This is a genomic window from Streptomyces spirodelae (genome assembly GCF_017676385.1).
GTDB lineage: Bacteria > Actinomycetota > Actinomycetes > Streptomycetales > Streptomycetaceae > Streptomyces > Streptomyces spirodelae.
This window is the reverse complement of record NZ_JAFFZN010000001.1, coordinates 234,683-254,694: the sequence shown is the minus strand read 5'-3', so window position 1 is coordinate 254,694 and position 20,012 is coordinate 234,683. Positions and strand designations below refer to the sequence as shown.

Annotated in this window: 23 protein-coding genes; 14 read left to right on the top strand and 9 right to left on the bottom strand. The window is 70.9% G+C overall.

What is annotated here, in order from left to right; genetic code table 11:
- Positions 1-144: 144 nt before the first annotated feature.
- The gene (locus JW592_RS01125) at positions 145-954 is read right to left on the bottom strand and encodes a TioE family transcriptional regulator (protein ID WP_209262903.1); all 810 of its coding nucleotides are present in this window, start codon (positions 952-954) and stop codon (positions 145-147) included.
- A 68-nt stretch (positions 955-1,022) separates the two neighbouring features.
- Here JW592_RS01125 and JW592_RS01120 point away from each other — a divergent pair, with 68 nt between their 5' ends.
- From JW592_RS01120 to JW592_RS01110, 3 genes are all read left to right on the top strand, one after another.
- Positions 1,023-2,234, top strand: a complete 1,212-nt coding sequence (locus JW592_RS01120; RefSeq protein WP_209262902.1) for an erythromycin esterase family protein — start codon at positions 1,023-1,025, stop codon at positions 2,232-2,234.
- 75 nt (positions 2,235-2,309) lie between these two features.
- The gene (locus tag JW592_RS01115) at positions 2,310-3,593 is read left to right on the top strand and encodes a hypothetical protein (RefSeq protein WP_209262901.1); all 1,284 of its coding nucleotides are present in this window, start codon (positions 2,310-2,312) and stop codon (positions 3,591-3,593) included.
- A 97-nt stretch (positions 3,594-3,690) separates the two neighbouring features.
- The gene (locus JW592_RS01110; protein WP_209262900.1) at positions 3,691-3,906 is read left to right on the top strand and encodes a hypothetical protein; all 216 of its coding nucleotides are present in this window, start codon (positions 3,691-3,693) and stop codon (positions 3,904-3,906) included.
- Between the two features lie 42 nt (positions 3,907-3,948).
- On the opposite strand, the gene JW592_RS01105 is transcribed toward JW592_RS01110, so the two are convergent.
- From JW592_RS01105 to JW592_RS01095, 3 genes are all read right to left on the bottom strand, one after another.
- Positions 3,949-4,908 carry an alpha/beta hydrolase family protein gene (locus tag JW592_RS01105; RefSeq protein ID WP_209262899.1) on the bottom strand — a complete coding sequence of 320 codons (960 nt, stop codon included), beginning with the start codon at positions 4,906-4,908 and terminating at the stop codon, positions 3,949-3,951.
- 262 nt (positions 4,909-5,170) lie between these two features.
- A complete protein-coding gene (locus tag JW592_RS01100; protein WP_209262898.1) occupies positions 5,171-6,100 on the bottom strand; it encodes a D-alanyl-D-alanine carboxypeptidase family protein in 930 nt (309 codons plus the stop codon).
- Between the two features lie 460 nt (positions 6,101-6,560).
- Entirely contained in the window at positions 6,561-7,532 is a 972-nt protein-coding gene (locus tag JW592_RS01095; protein ID WP_209262897.1) for a helix-turn-helix transcriptional regulator, read from the bottom strand.
- A 127-nt stretch (positions 7,533-7,659) separates the two neighbouring features.
- Between JW592_RS01095 and JW592_RS01090 the strand changes: the two genes are divergently transcribed.
- Positions 7,660-8,061, top strand: a complete 402-nt coding sequence (locus tag JW592_RS01090; protein ID WP_229374972.1) for a RidA family protein — start codon at positions 7,660-7,662, stop codon at positions 8,059-8,061.
- A gap of 40 nt (positions 8,062-8,101) precedes the next feature.
- Here JW592_RS01090 and JW592_RS01085 read toward each other — a convergent pair whose 3' ends face one another.
- The gene (locus JW592_RS01085) at positions 8,102-8,587 is read right to left on the bottom strand and encodes a MarR family winged helix-turn-helix transcriptional regulator (protein ID WP_209262896.1); all 486 of its coding nucleotides are present in this window, start codon (positions 8,585-8,587) and stop codon (positions 8,102-8,104) included.
- Positions 8,588-8,663: 76 nt separating this feature from the next.
- On the opposite strand from JW592_RS01085, the gene JW592_RS01080 reads away from it, so the two are divergent.
- Complete coding sequence (locus tag JW592_RS01080) at positions 8,664-9,113, top strand: MarR family winged helix-turn-helix transcriptional regulator (RefSeq protein ID WP_209262895.1); 450 nt, start codon at positions 8,664-8,666, stop codon at positions 9,111-9,113.
- Positions 9,114-9,143: 30 nt separating this feature from the next.
- Here the strand turns inward: JW592_RS01080 and JW592_RS01075 are convergent, their stop codons facing one another.
- The gene (locus tag JW592_RS01075; RefSeq protein WP_209262894.1) at positions 9,144-9,914 is read right to left on the bottom strand and encodes a haloacid dehalogenase type II; all 771 of its coding nucleotides are present in this window, start codon (positions 9,912-9,914) and stop codon (positions 9,144-9,146) included.
- A gap of 84 nt (positions 9,915-9,998) precedes the next feature.
- Here JW592_RS01075 and JW592_RS01070 point away from each other — a divergent pair, with 84 nt between their 5' ends.
- Together JW592_RS01070 and JW592_RS01065 are read left to right on the top strand one after the other, a co-directional pair.
- Entirely contained in the window at positions 9,999-10,556 is a 558-nt protein-coding gene (locus tag JW592_RS01070; RefSeq protein ID WP_209262893.1) for a CGNR zinc finger domain-containing protein, read from the top strand.
- 619 nt (positions 10,557-11,175) lie between these two features.
- Positions 11,176-12,507, top strand: a complete 1,332-nt coding sequence (locus tag JW592_RS01065; RefSeq protein ID WP_209262892.1) for a glucarate dehydratase family protein — start codon at positions 11,176-11,178, stop codon at positions 12,505-12,507.
- Positions 12,508-12,622: 115 nt separating this feature from the next.
- Here the strand turns inward: JW592_RS01065 and JW592_RS01060 are convergent, their stop codons facing one another.
- Positions 12,623-13,021 (bottom strand): winged helix-turn-helix transcriptional regulator, encoded by a 399-nt coding sequence (locus JW592_RS01060; protein ID WP_209262891.1) that lies wholly within the window; start codon positions 13,019-13,021, stop codon positions 12,623-12,625.
- A gap of 166 nt (positions 13,022-13,187) precedes the next feature.
- On the opposite strand from JW592_RS01060, the gene JW592_RS01055 reads away from it, so the two are divergent.
- From JW592_RS01055 to JW592_RS33500, 3 genes are all read left to right on the top strand, one after another.
- Positions 13,188-13,916: an alpha/beta fold hydrolase gene (locus tag JW592_RS01055; RefSeq protein WP_209262890.1), complete on the top strand. Its 729-nt coding sequence runs from the start codon at positions 13,188-13,190 to the stop codon at positions 13,914-13,916.
- 59 nt (positions 13,917-13,975) lie between these two features.
- Positions 13,976-14,368 carry a VOC family protein gene (locus JW592_RS01050; RefSeq protein WP_209262889.1) on the top strand — a complete coding sequence of 131 codons (393 nt, stop codon included), beginning with the start codon at positions 13,976-13,978 and terminating at the stop codon, positions 14,366-14,368.
- An 89-nt stretch (positions 14,369-14,457) separates the two neighbouring features.
- Positions 14,458-14,760: a hypothetical protein gene (locus JW592_RS33500; RefSeq protein ID WP_209262888.1), complete on the top strand. Its 303-nt coding sequence runs from the start codon at positions 14,458-14,460 to the stop codon at positions 14,758-14,760.
- 205 nt (positions 14,761-14,965) lie between these two features.
- On the opposite strand, the gene JW592_RS33115 is transcribed toward JW592_RS33500, so the two are convergent.
- Together JW592_RS33115 and JW592_RS01040 are read right to left on the bottom strand one after the other, a co-directional pair.
- Complete coding sequence (locus tag JW592_RS33115) at positions 14,966-15,094, bottom strand: hypothetical protein (protein WP_267877943.1); 129 nt, start codon at positions 15,092-15,094, stop codon at positions 14,966-14,968.
- Between the two features lie 158 nt (positions 15,095-15,252).
- Positions 15,253-15,507 (bottom strand): hypothetical protein, encoded by a 255-nt coding sequence (locus JW592_RS01040; protein ID WP_209262887.1) that lies wholly within the window; start codon positions 15,505-15,507, stop codon positions 15,253-15,255.
- Positions 15,508-15,575: 68 nt separating this feature from the next.
- On the opposite strand from JW592_RS01040, the gene JW592_RS01035 reads away from it, so the two are divergent.
- The 4 genes from JW592_RS01035 (at position 15,576) to JW592_RS01020 (ending at position 19,986) form a co-directional block, all read left to right on the top strand.
- Complete coding sequence (locus JW592_RS01035; protein ID WP_209262886.1) at positions 15,576-16,202, top strand: bifunctional 4-hydroxy-2-oxoglutarate aldolase/2-dehydro-3-deoxy-phosphogluconate aldolase; 627 nt, start codon at positions 15,576-15,578, stop codon at positions 16,200-16,202.
- 204 nt (positions 16,203-16,406) lie between these two features.
- Positions 16,407-16,826 carry an acyl-CoA thioesterase gene (locus JW592_RS01030; RefSeq protein WP_209262885.1) on the top strand — a complete coding sequence of 140 codons (420 nt, stop codon included), beginning with the start codon at positions 16,407-16,409 and terminating at the stop codon, positions 16,824-16,826.
- Between the two features lie 239 nt (positions 16,827-17,065).
- Positions 17,066-18,577 (top strand): GntP family permease, encoded by a 1,512-nt coding sequence (locus tag JW592_RS01025; RefSeq protein WP_307805248.1) that lies wholly within the window; start codon positions 17,066-17,068, stop codon positions 18,575-18,577.
- Entirely contained in the window at positions 18,574-19,986 is a 1,413-nt protein-coding gene (locus JW592_RS01020; protein WP_307805247.1) for a four-carbon acid sugar kinase family protein, read from the top strand. The genes JW592_RS01025 and JW592_RS01020 overlap by 4 nt, the downstream gene beginning before the upstream one ends.
- Positions 19,987-20,012 lie beyond the last annotated feature (26 nt).

Sequence of the window (20,012 nt, the reverse complement as noted above, 5' to 3'; positions counted from 1 at the left end):
TCGCTGGGAAAGCCCGCCGGGCCCGCTCAGCGCGCCGGCAGCGCCCTGGTGCTGCTCGCCCCGTGTACGGCAGGCATCTGCGGCTGGGCGCTGCCACCCCTGCTGTTCCTGGTGCCGGGGCCGCCGGCGCTGGCCGATGTCGAGCTACGCGTACCCTGATCCGTCGACCCGCCGCCGATCACGGAGGTACGCCTCCAGCTCCGCGGCCCCGGCCAGCAGGGCGCGCCCGCGTGCCGACAGCCGGCCGCGCCAGTCCCGCAGTGCGCCCTCCAGCGGCTCCAGCCCGCCGGCCGCCCGTACCTGGGCGATCAGCGGGGCGATCCGCTCCAGTGGGTAGCCGCCCCGCCTGAGCTGGTGGGCCAGTCGGGCGTCCCGTACATCGGCGTCGTCGTAGACGCGGTACCCGGTCAGCGGGTCGCGGCGCGGGCGCACCAGCCCGGCGCGCTCCCATTTGCGCAACGTCGCGGGCCGGATGCCGAGCTTGCCCGCCAGCGGCCCGATGAATGTGCCGCCGGGCCCGGACGTCCCGGCCGGCTGGGACCGCGCGGCGGGCGCGGACCCCGCAGCAGGCTCGGACTCCGTGGCGGGCGCGGCCGCTGTGGTGTGCTCCAGGTCGCGGAGGGCGCTCTCCACCGCCTGCAGGGTCCGGCGGTCGTCGAGGAGTTGGGCGTGGCTCTCGTCGATGAGGCGGAACGCCTCCTCGTACGCGCCCCGGTTCACGGCGCGCATGATCGACGCCGCCGCCTGGTGGCCGTGGCCGGGCACCAGGGCGAGGAACGCGCGCAGGGCTCCGGCGTGCAGTGCGGTGTAGGTGCGGTAGCCATGGGCCGTGCGACCGGCGGCCGGAAGGATGCCGGCCTCCTCGTAGTTCCTGACCGCCTGCGTGGACAGCCCGTGCTCGCGTGCCAGGTCGACCGGCCTCAGCCGCTCCCCGGTTTGAAGCTTTCGTGGCATGAGGCAGAGGCTATCGCGGTAGAGCGATGAAAAGTTTCCACCGAAGGTTCAACGATACGGTTGAATCCATGGCTATTGACACGAAGGACGCCGTCCATGCCGTCGACGCCGCCGCCGTCATGGGGCTGCTCCCGACCCGGCCCCGGCTGCTCGCCCTGGGCGAGCCCACCCACGGCGAGGACCCTCTGCTCGACCTGCGCAACGAGCTCTTCCGGCAGCTCGTCGAGCAGGAGGGCTACCGGACGATCACCATCGAGAGCGACTGCCTGAAGGGCCTGCTCGTGGACGAGTACGTCACCTCGGGCAAGGGCTCGCTCGACCACGTCATGGAACACGGGTTCAGCCACGGGTTCGGCACCTCCGCGGCCAACCGCGAACTCGTGCGCTGGATGCGCGCCTACAACGACGGCAGGCCCGCGTCCGGGCAACTCCGCTTCGCCGGGTTCGACGGCCCGTTGGAGATCACCCACGCCGAAAGCCCCCGGCACTCCCTCACCGCACTCCACGACTACCTCGCAGCCCAGGTGGAAGCAGAACTGCTGCCATGTACCCGGGAGACCCTCGACCGCCTGCTCGGCGACGACCGCCGGTGGACCGATCCGGCCGCGATGATGGACCCGGACCGGTCCATAGGGCGGTCGGCCGAGGCCGCGGAACTGCGGCTGCTCGCCGACGATCTGGCGGCGCTGCTCGACACGCAGACGCCGTACCTGATCGCCGAGACCTCGCGGGACGACTGGCACCGGGCCCGCTTGTACGGGCGCACCGCCACCGGCCTGCTGGGCTACCACTACTGGATGGCCGGCACCTCGCCGTCCCGCATGGCCCGGCTGTTGGGGCTGCGGGACCGCATGATGGCCGAGAACCTCCTCGCCGCCGCCGAACGGGGCCCGGCACTCGTCCACGCCCACAACGCCCATCTCCAGCGGGACAAGAGCTCGATGCGGCTGGGTGAGCTGCCGCTGGAGTGGTGGAGCGCCGGGGCGCTGCTGAGCGCGCAGCTGGGCGAGGAGTACGCCGTCGTGGCCACGGCCCTGGGCACGCTCCGCCACCAGGGGGTGGACGCGCCGCCGCCGGACACCGTCGAAGGGCTCCTGTACGCGCTGCCGGAGGACCGTTGCGTTGTCGACACCGCCCGGCTGACCGCCGGTTTCACCGGCACACCGCCCACGCGTCGCGTGTCCCCGTACTACGGATACGCCGCACTCGACCCGGCCCATCTGGACGGATACGACGGGCTGGTCTTCGTCAAGGACATCCCGCAGAGCCAGGGGCATTGATCTCCAGCAGGCTACGGCTCGGCCGTGGGCAACTCCCCGAGGGCGCGGGCGTCTTGCCGTATACACTCGCCCACCATGCGTGAACAGCGGCGTCATCTACACCTTGCGGCCCTCGTCCTCGCCGTCACAGTTCCGCTCGCCGGCTGCGGCGGCGAGGGCGGGGCGCCGCGGAACGGGGAGAGCCCGGACGGCGGCGGTGAGAAGGGCAAGCGGTCCCGGCAGAGCGGCCCGTCGCGCGGCGACGGTGCGATCCCGGCCAAGGGAGTCCTCGTCAAAGCCTGGTGCACCGTCCCGGCGAACAACCCGGCCGAGGTGACTGTCGAGGCATGGAATCCGACATCCTGGAAGCAGGTCGGCAGCACGACGTTCACGCTCCCCGCACAGACGGTCCTGACGGACGACGACGCCAAGACACCGTTGAGTGAACTGTGTGACGACGGCATGATCGAACCGGGCGAGACGGACGACGAGGAAGACGGCCCCAACGGCCTCGCCGAGCCGCGTCTGCGACAGCTGTTCAACGACGACTTCTCCAAGTTGGCCGTCGTCCTCAGGGACTCCGGGACGGGCGGGACGCGCGCCGCGGTGGTGACCCCCGACGGCCGGAAGACGATGCTCACCAAGGGCGGCGAATCGGACTTCGCGGACGCCCCGACCGAACAGCACCCGGTGTTCGCACCGGGCAGCGGCGGGACCGAGGTCTGGTACATGACCAAGGGCAAGGAGGACGAGACCCCGCGCATCTTCAGTACCAAGCTGTCCGGAGGCAAGGCGGGAACACCCACAGCGCGCGGTTCGGGTGATCGCCTCACATGGCAGCGGCCGGGCTTCACCCTGGCCGGCCGCCCGGCGAGTGCCATCACGGCGAGCGTTCTGCGGGTCAGCCCCAACGGCCGTAAGGCAGCGGGCTTTCACGAACTCCAGGGCATGAACGTGGTGGACGTGCCCCGCCGCGCCACCACCCAGCGCGACGACGACGCGCCGCTCTACCCCCTCCCCGGCGCCTGCCGACCGTGGGCCTGGACGGACAACAGCACCGTCCTGTGCGGCCCGCGTGAGCTGACGGAGGACGACCCGGCCAGGAAGAACAACTTCTGGACCGTGGACACCACCCGCCTCCGCAAGGAAGAGACCGCGTCCGAAGGCGTGATGGGCAAACCGATCCTCCCAACGACCAGCCGGAAGAACACCCTGCGCGCGCTGTCCCCCGACGGCCGGCAAATGATCATCACCTCCCGGCAGGGCCCCCGGGAAGAGCACTTCCGCGTCGCCACCGAGCCGGGTTCGACCCCGAAGAAGATCGAGCCGGCGGGTGCGGACCAGGCGCTGCGCTCCGGCTTCGTCCTGGAGTGGCGCTGAGCCGACACGGGACGGACTCGTACAGCGCGACGGGGCCTGCGTGGGAGACCGGCGTCATTCCGGACAAAGACGAGGAAGGTGGGCCCGGCTGGAAACCGTGGTCTTCGCCGTCGGTGCCACTGGGGCCTTCTTGCTGGTCAACCTGAGCTTTCTCGGCCGGTTCGCACGCGGTCGGCTGAGCGAGAGCCAGCAGATGCTCGGGCTGAAGAGGAGTGTCGACCTGACGGGAGGGTTGGATGTGGTCGTCGCGCAGTTCCTGGCGCGGCACACCTCCGTCGGCCGCTCCCAGGAAGAAGCGGACGAGGAGGGGTGAGGTGGCCGGACGGGTTCCTGCGTCGATCGGGCGGAAGGGCTCCTACTTCGACTCGACGCGTCCGAGCGGTTCGGGGCCGGACAGCAGCGCGTCACACGCCGCCTTCCAGGCGGAATTCCCGGGGTTGAACGCGGTGCGCAGATAGGCGCTGGTGAGCCGCTGGACCGCGGATACCCGGCCGGGATTCTCGTCCGTGGTCTCGGCGACGTCGTATCCGGACACTCCGCCGAGCCCGTGTTCGGCGCCGAACAGAGTGAGCAGGGACTTGGGGCCGGGGGAGAGGAAGTACGGATCGGCGTGCCAGTCCGGCCCACGGACCGTCAGATGGGCGGAGTCGTCCCGGTCGCCCGCGACGACGAGCGTGGGAGTCGTCATCTTGGAGAAGTCCGTGGTCCGGAAGAAGGGCCAGTTCTCGGCCACGAACTCGGTGAGGGCTTCGCCGCCCCGGCCGGGCGCGGCCAGCAGTATCCCCGCCGTGATCCGGGGGTCGGCCAGGTTCACCTCCGTTCCGTCGTCCGGGTCGGTGAGCCGGGCGCCCAGCAGCAGTCCGGCGGTGTGACCGCCCATCGAGTGTCCGGCCACGGCGACCTTGCTCCGGTCCAGCCGCCCGAGCAGCTGCGGTACGGCGGCCTCGATGACGTCGAGCTGGTCGAGGACGCGGGTCATGTCCTCGGCCCGTGACCGCCAGAACAAGGGAGCCCCGGGGGTGTCGGGGTCCAGGCTCAGCGACGCGGAGCTCAAGTGGGTCGGCTGGATGACGACGAAGCCGTGCGCCGCCCAGAAGTTGGCGAGCGGCGCGTAGCCGTTCAGTGAGGAGAGGTGGTTCGAGTAGCCCTGGCCGTGCGAGAGCAGCACCACCGGCAGGTCGCTCCCGGTGACGGGCGCGGACACGCGGACCTCGAGGTCCACGGCCCGCCCGGGGGCCGGCAGCACCACCGGGCTGACCGACAGCACCGGGGCCGGCGAGTCGAAGGTGTCTGCCGGGTAGGTCGGTTCACTCATGTGCGTACGTCCCTTCAAGGGCCTGCGCCGTCGGTCGTGTTCGGTGGCGGCGGTGAGGCGGTCGGAAGCCTCCGGCTTCGGTCGTACTGAAGCGGAGCGCTGTTCCGTTTAGTATGCGGAACGTTGTTTCGTTTTGTCAACGGCCGTCGAGCGGGAGCGGGTGTACGCGGACGCCCCTGCCCGGCCGCGTCACGCGGCCGGCGTGTTCGGGCGTGGCCAGGCGCGCTCAGGCGCCTTCGGGTTCAGACACGGCCAGACGCCTTCAGTCGCGCTGGGTGTCGGGCGGCGGCTCGGGGAGCTTCAGGTCCTTCGCGTCGTCCGAGCCGAAGCCGTGGTCGAGCAGCTTCGCCGCGTCGGTGTACCGGTCCTCGCTGTCGAGCACGCTGCCGACCAGCGTCCTGCCGCCGCGGCTCGCCGCGAAGACCAGGCATGCGCCGGCCTTCTGTGTGGTCCCGGTCTTGACGCCGATGACCCCGTCGTAGGCACCGAGCAGCAGGTTGGTGTTGGTCCAGGTGTAGTAACGGGTGCGGCCGTTGGCAGCGGGCGCCTCGCCCTTGTACTTCTTGGTCTCGACGACCTTCCTGAACACCTGGTTCTGCAGAGCGTGCCGGGTCAGCTCGACCAGCTCGGCCGGTGTGCTGGTGTCGTCGCCCGTGCCGTCGAAGGTGTGGAACCGGGTGCTGCTCAGGTGGAGCTGACGCGCCTTCGCGTTCATCTTGCCGACGAACGACCTGGTCCGCTCCGCGACGCTGTCCCCGGTGCCGAAGGTGTCGGCCAGGGCCTTGGCGGCGTCAGCACCGGAGGGCAGCAAGGAGGCGTAGAGAAGCTGGCGGACGGTGACCTTGTCGCCGGTCTGCAGATCCGCCGTGCTGGCGTGGTGCGCGGCGACGTAGTCGCGGTACTGCTCCCGCACGGTGACCTCGCGCTCCAGGTCGAGGTTCCGCTGGTCGAGGACGGTGTAGGCAGCCATGATCTTCGCGGTGCTGGCCATGGGAAGCGGAGTGTCGGCTCTCTTGCCGTAGAGCGACTTCCCGCTCTCGCCGTCCACCAGCGTGGCTCCCTCGGCCCCGACGGTCGGCGGTGCCGGTTCCCCGGCCGTGCCGGACCGGGCGACCAGAGGGAAGGCGGCGATCAGCGCGCCGGAGACGGCGATGATGGTGATCTTGCGTGCTGTCAGGAACCTGGTGGTCATGAAGAGGAAGCTCCGCGTCTGCGGTCGGTGTCGGTGGACCACGGCGCATCGGCGCCGGCCCGGGTCCACCGCGTGATCGGGTCGGACACCGGAGTTCGATGAAGCACCGGGTGGAAAAGTTCACGGCGACCGGTCGCCGATCCCGGCCGCTCGTCGGGGGACTCCACCTCGCTCGCGTCCCCCGGGTGGTCGACTGTGACCACCGTCCAGCCGTGCGAGGCCAGTTCCACCGCGCGGGCGCTGCCCATCATCCGGGCGTCACCGCCGCCGGGCTGTAGAGCAGGACGGGGCGGCGGCCGGGCAGACGCGGGGCTCCGGTGCGGGCGTGAGTGAGGCCGGCATCCCAGTCGACCCCGGTCTCGGGTAGCTGCGGGTGGATCAGCGGACCGATGACAGTGAAGAGCGCGGCGGCGCCCGTGGCGGAGCTCCTGCTCTCCGGCGAGCAGACCTCGGCCCTACCTCAGGGCCGGTCTCCGTAGCGGGCGGCGAGCGCGGCGGCACGGTCGCGCAGGGAGGTGCGCAGCGGCTCCGGGGCCAGGGCTTCCGCGTCCGTGCCGAGCTGCCACAGTGCCCACTCGGCGTGGCGCAGATCCTGGAACGTCACCTCCAGCCGCACCCAGCCGTCCGCGTCGGGTTCCACGGCGCGGACGGCCACCGCGGTGCTCAGCAGCTCCTCCCGCCGCTTCGGGTCCACCCGTACCAGCGCGGCGATATGGCCGCTGGACAGAAACCGCGCGCAGCGTTCTCGCCAGATCCGGTTCAGGTCGACCCGGTTCGGTCGCTGTGCCGGCTCGGTCAGTGCCTCGGCGGCCAGCACCCGCGACAGCCGGTAGGTGCGGTCCGCGCCGGCTCTCGTGGCCAGCAAGTAGCTCCGGTCGCGCACGGTGACCAGTCCGATCGGGTCCACCGTGCGCCACTGCGCCGGCTGGTCCGTGGCCGCGTAGTGGATGCGCAGTTTGTGCCCGGCGAGCACCGCGCGCCGGACCTCGATCATCGTCGTGCCGGGCACCTCCTCGGTGACCAGCCGACGGGAGAGCAGGTCGGTCTCCGGCTCGACGAGGAACCGCTGGGCCGCGTCGCTCGCGGTGGTCCGGTGGTCTTCCGGCAGCGCGTCGACCACCTTGCGCATGGCCGAGGCGAGTGCCGACCCGAGGCCGAACACCTGCTCGCCGCGGCCTGATCCGGCGGTCAGCAAGGCGAGGGCCTCTTCGTGGTTCAGCCCGGTGAGTTCGGTTCGGAAGCCGGGCAACAGCGCGAACCCGCCGTGTCGGCCGCGTTCGGCGTATACCGGGACGCCGGCTGCGGAGAGCGCCTCGATGTCGCGCAGCACGGTGCGGGTGGACACCTCGAGTTCGCGGGCCAGCGTGTCAGCGGTCAGCCGACCGCGCTGACGCAGCAGCAGCACCAGCGAGACCAGCCGATCGGCGCGCATGGGGGGACCTTATCGAATACATGACCAAGGATGTCGTGCTTTGTTGCGAGGCTCATGAGCACCGACGTCGGCAGGGCGGCTACCGCACAGCTGGACGTACGTACTCGATGAATCCAACGGAGCTGATATGGCAGTGGAACGAACGGCAGTCAACCCGGTGACGTGGTCGGTGGAGATGGGGTTCAACCAGGGCGAGATCGTCTCCGGGCACACCCGGACCCTGTACTGCTCGGGTCAGACCGCGATGAGCGGCGACGGCAAGCCCCAGCACGAGGGTGACATGGCCGCACAGTTGGCGCTGAGCCTCGACAATCTGGAGGGCGTGCTCGGCGAGGCCGGAATGACCCTCGCGAACCTCGTCCGGCTCAACGTCTACACCACCGACGTCGATCTGCTGTTCCCGCACTACGGCGTGCTGGCGTCGCGGTTGGGCGCCGCCGGGGTGGCGCCTACCACCACGATGCTCGGGGTGACACGGCTGGCGCTGCCGGGCCAGCTGGTCGAGCTGGAGGGGACCGCCGTGGCGTGACGCCGGCCCGCCCACGCGGAGCCGGCTCCGAACTGGTGGCTCAAGAGCCCGTCACCGCGCAGAAGTCCCGGACGAAACGGGCGAGGAGGCGGGCGAGTTCACCGCGCTCCTCGTCGGGCCAGTCGCCCACGGCCTCGGCGATGACGCGGCGTCGGAAGTCGCGTACGCGGTCGAGCACCGCCTGCCCCTCCGGGGTGAGGGCCAGGAGCGAGCGCCGTCCGTCCCGCTGATCCGCCCGGCGGCACAGCAGCCCGGCGTCCAGGGCCTGCGCGGTGAGTCTGCTGGCGCGCGGCTGGTCGACGCCGAGGGCCGCGGCCGCTCGCGTGACGGTGAGCGCATCACCCCGCGCCGCCTCTGCGGCGATCGTGTCGAGCAACTCCACGACCGCGTCCGGCAGGTCGGCGTAGGGGCTGATGCGCTCACCGCGTCGCTCCGACAGCCGGGCCAGCGCTCGGCGCTTCTGGCTCCGGCGCAGCGCGACGACCGCGGCCTCCAGCGCCGCGACATCCGTATCCGGGGTGTCCACCGGGTCTCCCAATCTCCATAAGGAACAGCAAGTACATGTTAAAGTACATGCAATACCGGACGGCGGGAGACTCGGGATGGACGCGCCCAAGCCCATCGGCTACTGGCTCATGCACCTGCACCACCTGCTGGAGCGGCAGTTCGACGTCACGCTCGGAGACCTCGGACTCGCCCGGCGGCACTGGCAGGTTCTTCACACGCTCAGCCGGGGCGCCGCGCCCCGCGGGGAACTGGCCGACGCAGTCGCTCCGTTCCTGTGCGAGGGCGAGCCGGGGCTGGCGGAGTTGCTGGACGGTCCTGACGGCCTCACCGCCCGGGGGTGGACGCGCGCCGACGGGCACACCGTGGAGCTCACCGCCTCCGGGCGTGCGGTGCATGCTCAGGCCGCGGACCGGATCGCCCGCTCCCGCGCCGTGGTTCTCGGGGAGCTCACGCCTGAGCAGTACCAGCAGACGGTGCGGAACCTCTCCGTCATGGCGGCGAACGTGGAAGCCGATCTCGCGGCGGGAGCGGACGCCGTTCGCTGAATCCGGACGGGCTCGTTCGCGTAGGACCGGCTACTTCGCTGTCAGGGTGCTGACCAACTCTTGCAGCCCGTCGAATCGCCAGTCGAAGGTGTCGGAGTCCGTCGGCGGGTCACCGACCGGTCGCCGGACGTAGGCGGTCCGCATCCCCAGCGCCTGGGCTCCGCGCAGGTCCCAGGCGTGGGCGGCGACCATGAGGACGCGTTCCGGCGGGCATCCGGCGGTGTCGAGGGCGAGTTGGTAGACCTCCGGCGCCGGCTTGTAGGCCGATACGGCTTCGGCGGACAGGGCTTGGTGCCAGCGCAGCCCGGCATATGCGTTGAGCTGCAGGAGCGCGGTGCGGGCGGCGTTGGACAGTCCGATGACGGGGAAGTGCCGGGCGAGGTGTGCGAGACCGGCGACGGAGTCGTCCCAAGGGGGCAGACGACGGCCGGCTGTGGCAAGGCGGGCGATGGTCGCCGGGTCGGTGACCCCGGCACGGTCGGTCACTCGCCGGGCCGCCTCTCGGTCGATGGTCTCGGTGTCGGCGTAGGCGCGGTGGCCTTCCGTGATCCGCTGCTGCTCGCGCTCGCAGTGCTGCTGCCAGATGGTGAGCAGTTCCTCGACAAGTGCGTCGTCGGACCCTGGCACCGCGTCGCGGATTTCCGTTCGGAGCCCGCCCGGTTCGTCGACCAGGGTCCCGAGCACGTCGAAGACGACGACGTCGAGGCCGACGTCCGTGCCGATGGTGGCACTGGCGTCAGTACCGGCCTCGGTGTCGGTGGCGGTGTCACTGCTGGTGTCGGCGTCCTGGATCTCGGCCATGCTCTCTCCCGTCTTTCGCCGGCGTCACCGGTTCAACAGGTGACGAGTCTTGCCTCCGGGCGCGTCACTGGTCAAGATGGTGACGTGGAATTCGCTTTTGTGAGCGGCAACCCCGCCCTCGATCTGGCCGGTACCGTGGGTTCTCGCCGAGGGGAGCCCGTCGATCTCCTGAGCGTGCCCGCCGACTTGGAGCGGTGGGTGGCCCAGTGCGACGAGCTCCCCGCTCATGTGACTGTCGAGACCGCGGGCTTCGAAGCGGCGCTGGCGCTGCGGGAGGCGGTCTACCGGCTCGCCCTCGACCGCCTGCTCGGCCGCTCCTTCGCCCCGGGCGACCTCGAGATCGTCAACGCTGCGGCGGCCGGGCCGGTGCCCAAGGTCGAGCTCGGCCACGCGGGGCTGCGTATCTCGGGCGACCTGCCGTCGGTCCTGTCACACCTGGCCAGAAGCGGTATCGCCGCACTCGCCGACCCCGCTGCCTGCCTCAAGGAGTGCGGTCGCCCCGACTGCACGCGCCTCTACCTCGACCGCTCACGCGGCGCCCGGCGCACCTGGTGCGGGATGGACGAGTGCGGCAACCGCGTCAAGGCCGCTGCCTACCGGGCGCGCAGACGAGCTTCGGCCACGGCCGACGGGCACGGATGAGGGGCACACCGGCCGACGGGGCTGGGTGAGTGCTACACCCGCGCGGCTCCGCACAGCCGAGGGCGACGACCGCGACTTTCGGACGTCGTGTATGACCGGGGGAAGTGCGGGACATGCTGCGGATCGGCTTCGGCGCGGACGCCCTCAACCGGCTGCGGCTGGTGGGGGACAGACACCTGCGTCAGTTGCGCCCGGTGTCGATGACGCGAAGCGGTTGCCCTCCGGATCGGCGAGCACGACGAAGTCGGCGTCGTCCGGATACAGGGCCTACAGCCAGAAAGCGGCCGCACGCGGCACATCCGAGACGCCCAGCACCACGGATCCGACTCGCACCATGGGCCGATTCTGCCGTTCCCTTCGTCTGCCGCGGGCCTATTGACGTCAGTCGTTCACCTACTTAACGTCCATTCGTATACATGGACGGGATCTCTATGGGGGACGACAGCCGGTGGTGCGCGAAACGGTCGCTGCCGCCTCGGCGGCGGGTCGGACCCTTGCGTGCTCCGCTCTCGTCGACCTGGGCCGGGCGACTCGCTCCGGGCCGGACGGGCTCGCCGGCTTCAGGCACCAGGCACCAGGCACCACTGACCATCGGATTCGACCTCGTGAGGGCCGCATCATGCCGCAGAACCCGCAGGAGTCCCGCACATCGCCGGCGCCCCAGTCGCTCGTGATCAGCCAGGTGCGGCTCACTCCACTCCTGGTCGCGGATCCGCCGCTGTTGAACACCCAGGGCGTCCACCAGCCGTACACCCCACGCCTGATCGTGGAGGTGGTCACGGCCGACGGTGTGACCGGCGTCGGCGAGACGTACGGCGACAGCAAGTACCTCGAACTCGCTCGCCCGCTGGCGGACAAACTCGTCGGGCACAGCGTCACGGATCTGAACGGACTCTTCACCTTGGCCGATGGGATCACCGTGCACGCCTCGCGGGTCGAGAGCTCCGTGGACGTCGGCGGTCTGCGCGGCGTGCAGACCGCCGACAAGCTGCGCCTCTCGGTGATCTCCGGCTTCGAGGTCGCCTGCCTGGACGCCTGGGGCAAGGCGGCGGGCCTCCCGGTGCACGCCCTGCTGGGCGGCAAGGTGCGCGACCGCGTCGAGTACAGCGCCTACCTCTTCTACCGCTGGGGCCGGCATCCGCAAGGCACGGGCGGCGAGATTGACGACTGGGGCGCGGCAGTCGATCCGGCCGGTGTGGTGGCCCAGGCCGAACGCTTCGCCGAGACGTTCGGATTCACCTCGTTCAAGCTCAAGGGCGGTGTCTTCCCGCCGGACCAGGAGATCGCCGCGGTCCGGGCGCTGGCCGGGCGCTTCCCGGGCCGGCCGCTGCGGCTGGACCCCAACGGCGCCTGGTCCGTGCCCACCTCGCTCCATGTGGCGGAGGAACTGCGCGACGTCCTGGAGTATCTGGAGGACCCGACGAGCGGCACCAGCGGGATGGCCGAGGTCGCCGCCAAGACCCCGGTCCCGCTGGCGACCAATATGTGCGTCACCACCTTCGGCGAGATCCGTGAGGCATTCGTCAAGGACGCCGTGCAGGTTGTCCTCTCCGACCACCACTACTGGGGCGGGTTGCGCAACACCCGTGAACTGGCGGCCATCTGCCGCACCTTCGGTGTCGGCCTGTCCATGCACTCCAACACCCATCTGGGCATCAGCCTCGCCGCCATGACCCAGGTCGCAGCGACTGTGCCGAACCTCGACCACGCCTGCGACAGCCACTACCCCTGGCAGACCGAGGACGTCATCACCGAACGGCTCACCTTCCGCGAAGGTGCCCTGGATGTCAGCGAAGCGCCAGGGCTCGGAGTCGAACTCGACCGGGAGAAGCTCGCGGTGTTCCACCAGCGCTGGCTGGACGACGACGGCACGCTGCGCGACCGGGACGACGCATCCGCCATGCGCGTTGCCGACCCTGACTGGACCACCCCGCGCCTCCCGCGCTGGTAGCCCCAGCCCGTGCGGTGCCGGGCTCGCCACCCGGGGACCGGCACTGCCCAGGGTGGCCCACCGAACGCCCTGCCGCACGCGTCGCGCAGCAGCTCCGGCGCCCACCGTGTGCGGGTCAGGACCGCCCGGTCGGAGAGCCGGTGCGGGTGTCGTATTCCGCGCGGGCGGCGTCGATGTGCGGCAGGTACGCATGGCTCCATTCGAGCAGCGGCGCGGTGGCCTCCTGGAGGGTCCTGCCCATCGGGGTGAGCTCGTAGCTGACGTGGGGCGGCATGACGTTGCGCACGGTGCGCGTCAGGATTCCGTCCCGTTCGAGGCTGCGCAGGGTTACGGTGAGCATGCGCTGGCTGATGCCGTCGATGGCCCGCTTGAGCTCGGTGAAGCGGCGCGGCCCCTCCTGGAGGGTGCGGACGACCAGCAGCGACCACTTGTCCCCGACGATGTCGAGCACTTCGCGGGTCCGGCACGGGTCGTGCTGCCGGGTCGGCGCCGCTTCGTCGTCCCTCGCGGTCATGGTTACCTCCAGAGAACCGGGGCACCGAAATGTGCCTTATTGCCCCATACGTTGAGCCGCATCACGATGGTTGTGGTTCTCAAAGAGTACCGAGGCGCAAAAGGGAACTGCGCGGAAACGGCCTGTCTCCGCGCGCCTCCACGCCCCGAGGAAGTTGGGTTCACTCATGTCGACATTTCTGCTGGTCCACGGCGCCTGGCACAGCGGCCGGTGTTGGGAGCGGGTGGTACCGCTGCTGGAGTCGGCCGGGCACCGGGTGCTCGCGCCGTCGCTGACCGGCTACGGCGACAAGGCGCACCTGTTGAGCCCCGAGGTCGGACTCGACACCCACGTCGCGGACATCGTCGAGCTGATCGGCGATCAGCAACTCAGCGACGTGGTGCTCGTCGGACACAGCTACGCGGGGCTGGTCATCTCCTCCGCGGCCAACCAGGTCCCGGAACGGATCGCGCACTTGGTCTACCTCGATGCGATGGTTCCCGAAGACGGCGAGACCGCGGTCGATGTCCAACCGGTGACCCAGAACCTGATCGACCTCGCGGCGCGAAGCGACAGCGGCTGGCGGATTCCCCCGCTGCCGGAGCAACCGGCACCCTTCGGCCTGTTCGGAGTCACAGATCCCGTCGACGCCGCCTGGCTGCGATCGATGCTCTCGGACCAACCGGTGCGTTGCCTCCAGCAACCGGTCCGGCTGGACAACCCGGCCGTGAACGGAATACCGCGCACGCACATCCACTGCGTCGGCGCCCGGCCGGAAGGCATCACCCGGCGCCCCGTCCCACCAGTACAGCCCAACGGTTCTCCGGCTCAGGTGTGGGAACTGCCGACCGGCCACGACTGCATGATCACCATGCCCGCGGAACTCGCCGGTCTCCTGCTCAAGGCCACCTCCTGACGGCGTTCCGCAGGCGCAGCCGCCGCGTGCGGGAGGTGGCGGGTGGGAAGGGAAGGTGCATGGCTGAGGAGGAGCGGACCGTTCGCCGGGACATCGCGTTCGTGCTGGACTGCGCCGACAACGACCGGCTGGCCGAGTTCTGGTGCGCCGTGCTCGGGTACCGGAGGGTCCGCGCCGTGCCGCCGTACGTGAGTCTCGCGCCGGCGGACGGCGGCGGTCCTGAGCTGCTGCTCCAGCAGGTTCCCGAGCCCAAGCGGGGCAAGAACCGGATGCATCTCGACCTGCGTGTGTCCACGCTGGAGCCGGAGCTGTCCCGCCTCCGCGCGCGCGGCGCCACACTCCTCACCGGCCCGTTCGACGACAACGGGGTGCTGACCACGGTGCTCGCCGACCCCGAGGGCAACGAGTTCTGCCTGCTGGTGTGGCCCGATCCGGGACCGGCACTCGGCTGACTCCGTCGGTGCGCCCGGCACCGTTGGCGCGGGTCATCGCACGCGCTGCGCTCGCAGGACGACGTCGTGGGTGTGGTGGGTTCCGGCTGGTGCCGGAGCTGCTCGGGGGCGGGTCTGACAAGATTCTTTGCCGGAACTGCAGTTCCGAGACGGACGACGAACTCGATGCCGTGCTCAGCGCGGTCGCCGCGGCTTCGCCAGTCGCGTCACCGCAGCGGGGTGACCCTGACCGCCCTCTCGGAGCGCACCGGCATTTCGTTGAGGTCGCCGAATTCGATGCCCGCTTACCCTACTGGTTCGGGAACGCCGACAAACGACCGGCCGAATACCTGAGCATCCTCGATCCCCAGGGCGAGCGGCTCCATATAAGAGCCCGCTACCGGCGGCCCTGAATCCCGCACACGGACCGGCCCGGGTGCTCCGTGGGCAACCGGTCGCCCCAGCCGCGTGCTTCGCACCCGGTCCGCGAGTTACCGCTCGGCGGAATCGAGGCGGAATCCGGGTGCGGCCAGGCCCGTCGAACCTGGCCGCACCCAGCGGTCACTCGGCCGGGGAGCCCGCCCTACCAGGGAGAACTCCCCTCCCGTTCTCCTCGGTTCACCGGGCCGACGCACCGCTTTGGCCGTTCGACGCGGGAGCGATACCGTGCTTGATCCGGTTCCCCGTGTCGATTCCGTACAGCACTTCGCGGATCATTCGCATCGTTCCACGGGCGAAGGTGCGCATACGGCTTCCTCCTCGGTGACGCAGAAATCGTTGCCTCTGGTCTCCGTCCGACTATCGGCCGAGCAGGGCAGGAGTGATCGCCGGGGCAGTATCAGCCCCTGGCTGATAACAGCTTATTTCCCTGTTCCGCGTGGCGCATCTCGGATCGAGCGGCCTGCTCAGCGCACCGCGTCCGGCGCGGCAGGTGCGGGCCCGACCACCGGTCCGCGTTCGATCAGATGTTTGATGCCGAAGGTGACGACGACCGCCACCGCCATGCCGGCGATCCACGGGTAGCGGGAGCCGCTGCGGTCGGCGAGCCTGGGCACCACGTACGGCCCGGCCGCGACGAAGATGTACGGGATCGCGGTGACGGCACGACGCTCCCCGGCGGCTCCACCAACGCCGTGGGTCCACCTGCTGTCCCTTACCATCCACTTCCCCCGTCCCGTCCCTCCCCGCCCTCCCGTCATCCCCGTCCCACCCCTCGCAGGAGCCCCCCATGTCCCCGTACCGATGGGAAACCGTCCAGGCCGTCACCGCTCAGCGCGCGTTCGGCATCGTCCGCAGCTCCACCCCTGAAGACGCCGTGAGCGCGGGCGAAGCCGTACTCGACGCCGGCCTCCACGCCGTCGAGGTGGCCCTGACCACCCCCCGCGCCCTGACCGCTGTCGAGCGCTTGGCGGAGTCCCGGCCCGGCGCTCTCATCGGCGCAGGCACGGTCCTCGACGGGGCCGCGGCCCGCGCGGCGGTGGCGGCGGGCGCGCGCTTCCTCGTCTCGCCCGACCTCGATCCGGAGGTGATCCACACCGGGCACCGCCACGGTGTCCCCGTCTTCCCGGGTGTCGCGACACCGACGGAGATGGTCCGCGCCCTGGAGCACGGCGCCGACGCACTCAAGCTGTTCCCCGCCTCCGCCCTCTCCCCGTCCTGGCTGGGCGATGTGTGCGCCGCCCTTCCACAGGCGCCCCTGATACCCACCGGAGGTGTGACACTCGACAATGCACCGGAGTGGATCGCGGCCGGGGCTGTGGCCTGCGGCATGGGATCGGCGCTGACCTCGGGCGGCGCCACGGAGGCAGGTGAGCGGATCACCGCCCTGCTCAAGCGCCTCGCCGACGCACGCTGACCGCTGGGTCAGAGCACCGGGCCGAGGCGGGGAGAGAGCAAGCGTGGAACTGCCGGGGCTGCACGGCCAGGTCGTCGACCGGATCGGTGAGTCGATGGCCCCGGGCGAGATCCGGGCAGGCGAAGTCCTGCGCCTGTAGGCCGTCCAGACCCCCTACGGCGTCTCCCGGGAGGAAGCCGCCTGCACGCGCCTATGATCCCGCTCATGACGCGACTCTTCACGCACCGACTGCGGGTGCGCTACAGCGAGTGTGACCAGCAGGGTGTGGTGTTCAACGGCCACTATCTCTTCTACTACGACGTGGCGTTGACAGAGCTGTGGCGGGAAGTCGCGGGCGGCTACGCGTCCCTGGTCGAAGGCGGCACCGAACTGGTCGTGGCGGAAGCACGGATCGTCTACCGCCAGGGAGCGCGCTTCGACGAGCTGCTCGACATCGAGATGCCCCTCACCCGTCTCGGAACGACGAGCATGATCGTGGCCCCGAGGTTCAAGGTGGGTGAACGGCTCATGGCCGAGGGCGAAGTGCGGCACGTCTTCACCGACAGCGGGACCGGTACGAAGAAGCCGATGCCCGACACCATACGGGCGGCCTTCCAACCCTATGACGCCACAGCGGGGGCATAACGGCCATCCCATGGTCGGCGGATCGTCGTGACGGTACTCCAGCCGGACGTTCGCGTAGCGGGGCTGAACCGCTGCCGGGCGCCCCCGTCGATGAAACTGATCAGTCCGCGCAATTTCTTGACTCCAACTGCTTGTTTCGGTCAGGTTGTGGCGTGCATGATGCGGCAATCGTTCATCGCGAGGGCCGTCATCGCTCGCATGGGCCCGTTCTCGCGCAGCAGTCGTCGGAGGGGATCAGCGTGGATCTTCAGCTCTTGGCGGCGCTCGTCCTGGGGATCGCCACGATCGTCGTCATCGTGCTGCGGACCAGGCTCGACGCCTTCTTCGCCCTGCTTGTCGCGGCGCTGGTGACGGGATTCGTCGCCGGAGCCCCCGCGTCGAAGGTGATCGATTCGATCACCAAAGGCTTCGGGAACACCCTGGGCTCCATCGGCATCGTCATCGGACTCGGCGTCGGACTCGGGAAGATCCTGGAGGTCTCCGGAGCCGCCGACGCTCTGGCCCGGGCCTTCGTACGGGCCCTCGGTATCGGCCGTGAGCCCTGGGCGATGGGCGCGACCGGCGCACTGGTGTCCATCCCGGTCTTCTGCGACTCCGGGTACGTCATCATGAACCCGCTCGCCCGGTCCATCGCACGCCGTAAGCGCGCCGGTTACGTCACGCTCGCCCTTGCCCTCGGCTGTGGCATGACGCTGACCCACCATCTCGTCCCGCCGACGCCGGGCCCGCTGGGCGTCGCGGGCATCCTGGGCGCCGACCTCGGCGGGCTGGTGCTGTCCGGGCTCGCCTTCGCGGTTCTCCTGCTGCCCGTTGTGGTGCTGTACGCGCGCTGGATCGGTCCCCGGCTGGAGGACTCGCTGCTGCCGGAGGTGCGCGAGGCCGTCTACGGCCGCGCCGTGGCCGCGGGACCGGGCGCGGCGCTCGCGGGGCCGACTGCCGATGGGACGACAGCCGGTGGCGGCGTGGCTGAAGGTGCTGCCGGTGCAACGGCAGCGGACGAGCCGGAGGACGACCCGGCCCGCGAGCTGGGCACCCCGCCGGACGGCGCGAAGCCGCACCGCGTGGGCGCGCTGCGGGCCCTGCTCCCGTTGCTGGTTCCCCTCGTACTCATCATCGCCAACACCGTGGCCACCGCCATCGATCAGAACGCCCAGGGCACGCTCGACGGCGAGGGCTACGACCCCTCGCCGATACCCGCGGCCCTGGCCTTCGTCGGCAACCCCGTCGTGGCGCTGCTGGTCGGCCTGGTTCTGGCCGTGTACGGCCTGCTGCCGCGTTGGACGCCCCGCAGTCAGGTCGGCGGCTGGCTGGCCCAGGCCGCCGCGTCCGCCGGGCTGATCATCCTGATCACCGGCGCCGGCGGTGCGCTCGGTGAGGTGCTGCGCGCCACCGGAGTCGGCGACGAGATGGCGAAGACCATCGCCTCCTGGAGCCTGCCCGGAGTGCTGGTGCCGTTCCTGATCGCCAGCCTGGTGCGGATCGCGCAGGGCTCCGGCACCGTCGCGATGATCACCGCCGCGTCCGTTTCGGCGCCGCTGGTCCACGGGCTCGGCATCTCCCCGTTGCTCGCCGCGCTCGGCTGCTGTGCCGGGTCGATGGTCTTCAGCTACTTCAACGACTCCTATTTCTGGGTCGTCACCCGCTTCGCCGGCCTCGACGGCACGGCCGCGCTGCGCGGCTGGTCCGGCATCACCACCGCCGTCTGGCTCGGCTCGCTGCCGCTGCTCTTGCTCGCGGGCGTGGTGCTGTGAGCGCCCGAGCCAACACCCCCGAGGCCGTCCGCGGCAGGGCCCCCGTCGTCGGACCCGCCGTGCTGATCGTCGCCGACGACCTCACCGGCGCCAACGCGACCGCGGCCGGGTTCGCCCGTACGGGCATGCGCGCGGTGACTGTCGGCGCGCACCAGGACCCGGCCACGGCGGCCAGGTTCGGCGCCCGCTTCGATGCGGTGGTGGTCAGTACCGACAGCCGACACTGCCCGCCTGAGGAGGCCGCCGAGCGGGTCCGGGCGGTCATCCGGCAAACGGGCGGTGCCGCGCTGGTCTCCCACCGCGTCGACTCCACCCTGCGCGGCAACCTCGGAGCCTCCACGCAGGCAGCGCTGCGGGCCGTGGGCGAGCAGACCGGCCGCCGCGCCGTCGCCCTGTGCGCGCCCGCCCACCCCGAGGCGGGCCGGCAGACGGTGCAGGGCACCCAACTGTGGGACGGCGCACGGCTGGAGGACACCGAGGTGGCGCGGGACCCGCGCTCTCCGTTGCCCACCTCACAGGTGGCGGATCTCCTGCATCTGCAGGCCCCCGGCCTGCAGGTCGCCCAACTGCCGCTGTCAGCGGTCACCGGTTCGGAGCCTGCCCTCCGTGCGCTGGTCGAGAAGCGGCTGGCGGACGGTGTGGACGTCCTGGTTGCCGACGCTCTGACCACCTCCCACCTGGACAGGGTCGCGGACGCCGCCGTGCGCGCGGCCCCGGTGGGGGCCGGCGAGGTGGTATGGGTGGGCATCGACCCCGGGCCCTCCTCGCTCGCGCTGGCCACCGCGATGGGCCTGACCGGCAGCACCGGTGGCGCCCCGGTCCTCGCCGTCTCCGGCTCGACCACCCGTCTCACCCGCACTCAGCTCTCCCGGCTGCGCGCCGAGCACCCGGTCGTCGTCGTACGCCCGTGCCTCGAGCGGGAGTCGAGCGTGCCCGACGTGACCGCCACGGCCGAGGCCCTCGGCCAGGCACTCGCCACAGCCGGTCCCGCGGAGGTGGTGCTGCTCGCGACGGTGCTGGACGAGGCGGACATCGCCGCGGACTGCGGTGCCGAGGACGCCGAACGGCTTCCCGGAGCCCTGGCCCGGGCCGTGCGCCGGGCACTGGAACGCCACGACGTGCCGGGAGTGGAGGGGCTCTTCTCCACCGGCGGTGACGTCTCGGCTGCGCTCTTCGCCGAGTTGCGGACGCACGGCCTGGACGTCGCGGAAGAGCTGGTTCCGCTGGCGGTGGCCGGTACATTCGTCGGCGGGCCGTGGGCCGGGCTGCCGGTTGTGACCAAGGGCGGGCTCGTCGGCGACGCCGGTACGACGTCCCACTGCGTCACATACCTGCGCCGGGCGGCTGCGGCGGCCCGCCGTCAGGTGCCGGCCGCCGCCGACGCGACGGACCCGCCGCCTCCGCCGTGAGCCGAGCACTCGAACACCGGAGCCGC

What these genes read in the sequence shown, in the direction of transcription:
- JW592_RS01105 (WP_209262899.1), bottom strand. Translation starts at nt 4,908, where the DNA reads ATGAGTGAACCGACCTACCCGGCAGACACCTTCGACTCGCCGGCCCCG.
- JW592_RS01035 (WP_209262886.1), top strand. Translation starts at nt 15,576, where the DNA reads ATGTCCCCGTACCGATGGGAAACCGTCCAGGCCGTCACCGCTCAGCGC.
- JW592_RS01055 (WP_209262890.1), top strand. Translation starts at nt 13,188, where the DNA reads ATGTCGACATTTCTGCTGGTCCACGGCGCCTGGCACAGCGGCCGGTGT.
- JW592_RS01030 (WP_209262885.1), top strand. Translation starts at nt 16,407, where the DNA reads ATGACGCGACTCTTCACGCACCGACTGCGGGTGCGCTACAGCGAGTGT.
- JW592_RS01115 (WP_209262901.1), top strand. Translation starts at nt 2,310, where the DNA reads ATGCGTGAACAGCGGCGTCATCTACACCTTGCGGCCCTCGTCCTCGCC.
- JW592_RS01090 (WP_229374972.1), top strand. Translation starts at nt 7,660, where the DNA reads ATGGCAGTGGAACGAACGGCAGTCAACCCGGTGACGTGGTCGGTGGAG.
- JW592_RS01095 (WP_209262897.1), bottom strand. Translation starts at nt 7,532, where the DNA reads ATGCGCGCCGATCGGCTGGTCTCGCTGGTGCTGCTGCTGCGTCAGCGC.
- JW592_RS01080 (WP_209262895.1), top strand. Translation starts at nt 8,664, where the DNA reads ATGGACGCGCCCAAGCCCATCGGCTACTGGCTCATGCACCTGCACCAC.
- JW592_RS01100 (WP_209262898.1), bottom strand. Translation starts at nt 6,100, where the DNA reads ATGACCACCAGGTTCCTGACAGCACGCAAGATCACCATCATCGCCGTC.
- JW592_RS01065 (WP_209262892.1), top strand. Translation starts at nt 11,176, where the DNA reads ATGCCGCAGAACCCGCAGGAGTCCCGCACATCGCCGGCGCCCCAGTCG.
- JW592_RS01050 (WP_209262889.1), top strand. Translation starts at nt 13,976, where the DNA reads ATGGCTGAGGAGGAGCGGACCGTTCGCCGGGACATCGCGTTCGTGCTG.
- JW592_RS01125 (WP_209262903.1), bottom strand. Translation starts at nt 954, where the DNA reads ATGCCACGAAAGCTTCAAACCGGGGAGCGGCTGAGGCCGGTCGACCTG.
- JW592_RS01120 (WP_209262902.1), top strand. Translation starts at nt 1,023, where the DNA reads ATGGCTATTGACACGAAGGACGCCGTCCATGCCGTCGACGCCGCCGCC.
- JW592_RS01060 (WP_209262891.1), bottom strand. Translation starts at nt 13,021, where the DNA reads ATGACCGCGAGGGACGACGAAGCGGCGCCGACCCGGCAGCACGACCCG.
- JW592_RS01040 (WP_209262887.1), bottom strand. Translation starts at nt 15,507, where the DNA reads ATGGTAAGGGACAGCAGGTGGACCCACGGCGTTGGTGGAGCCGCCGGG.
- JW592_RS33115 (WP_267877943.1), bottom strand. Translation starts at nt 15,094, where the DNA reads ATGCGCACCTTCGCCCGTGGAACGATGCGAATGATCCGCGAAGTGCTG.
- JW592_RS01075 (WP_209262894.1), bottom strand. Translation starts at nt 9,914, where the DNA reads ATGGCCGAGATCCAGGACGCCGACACCAGCAGTGACACCGCCACCGAC.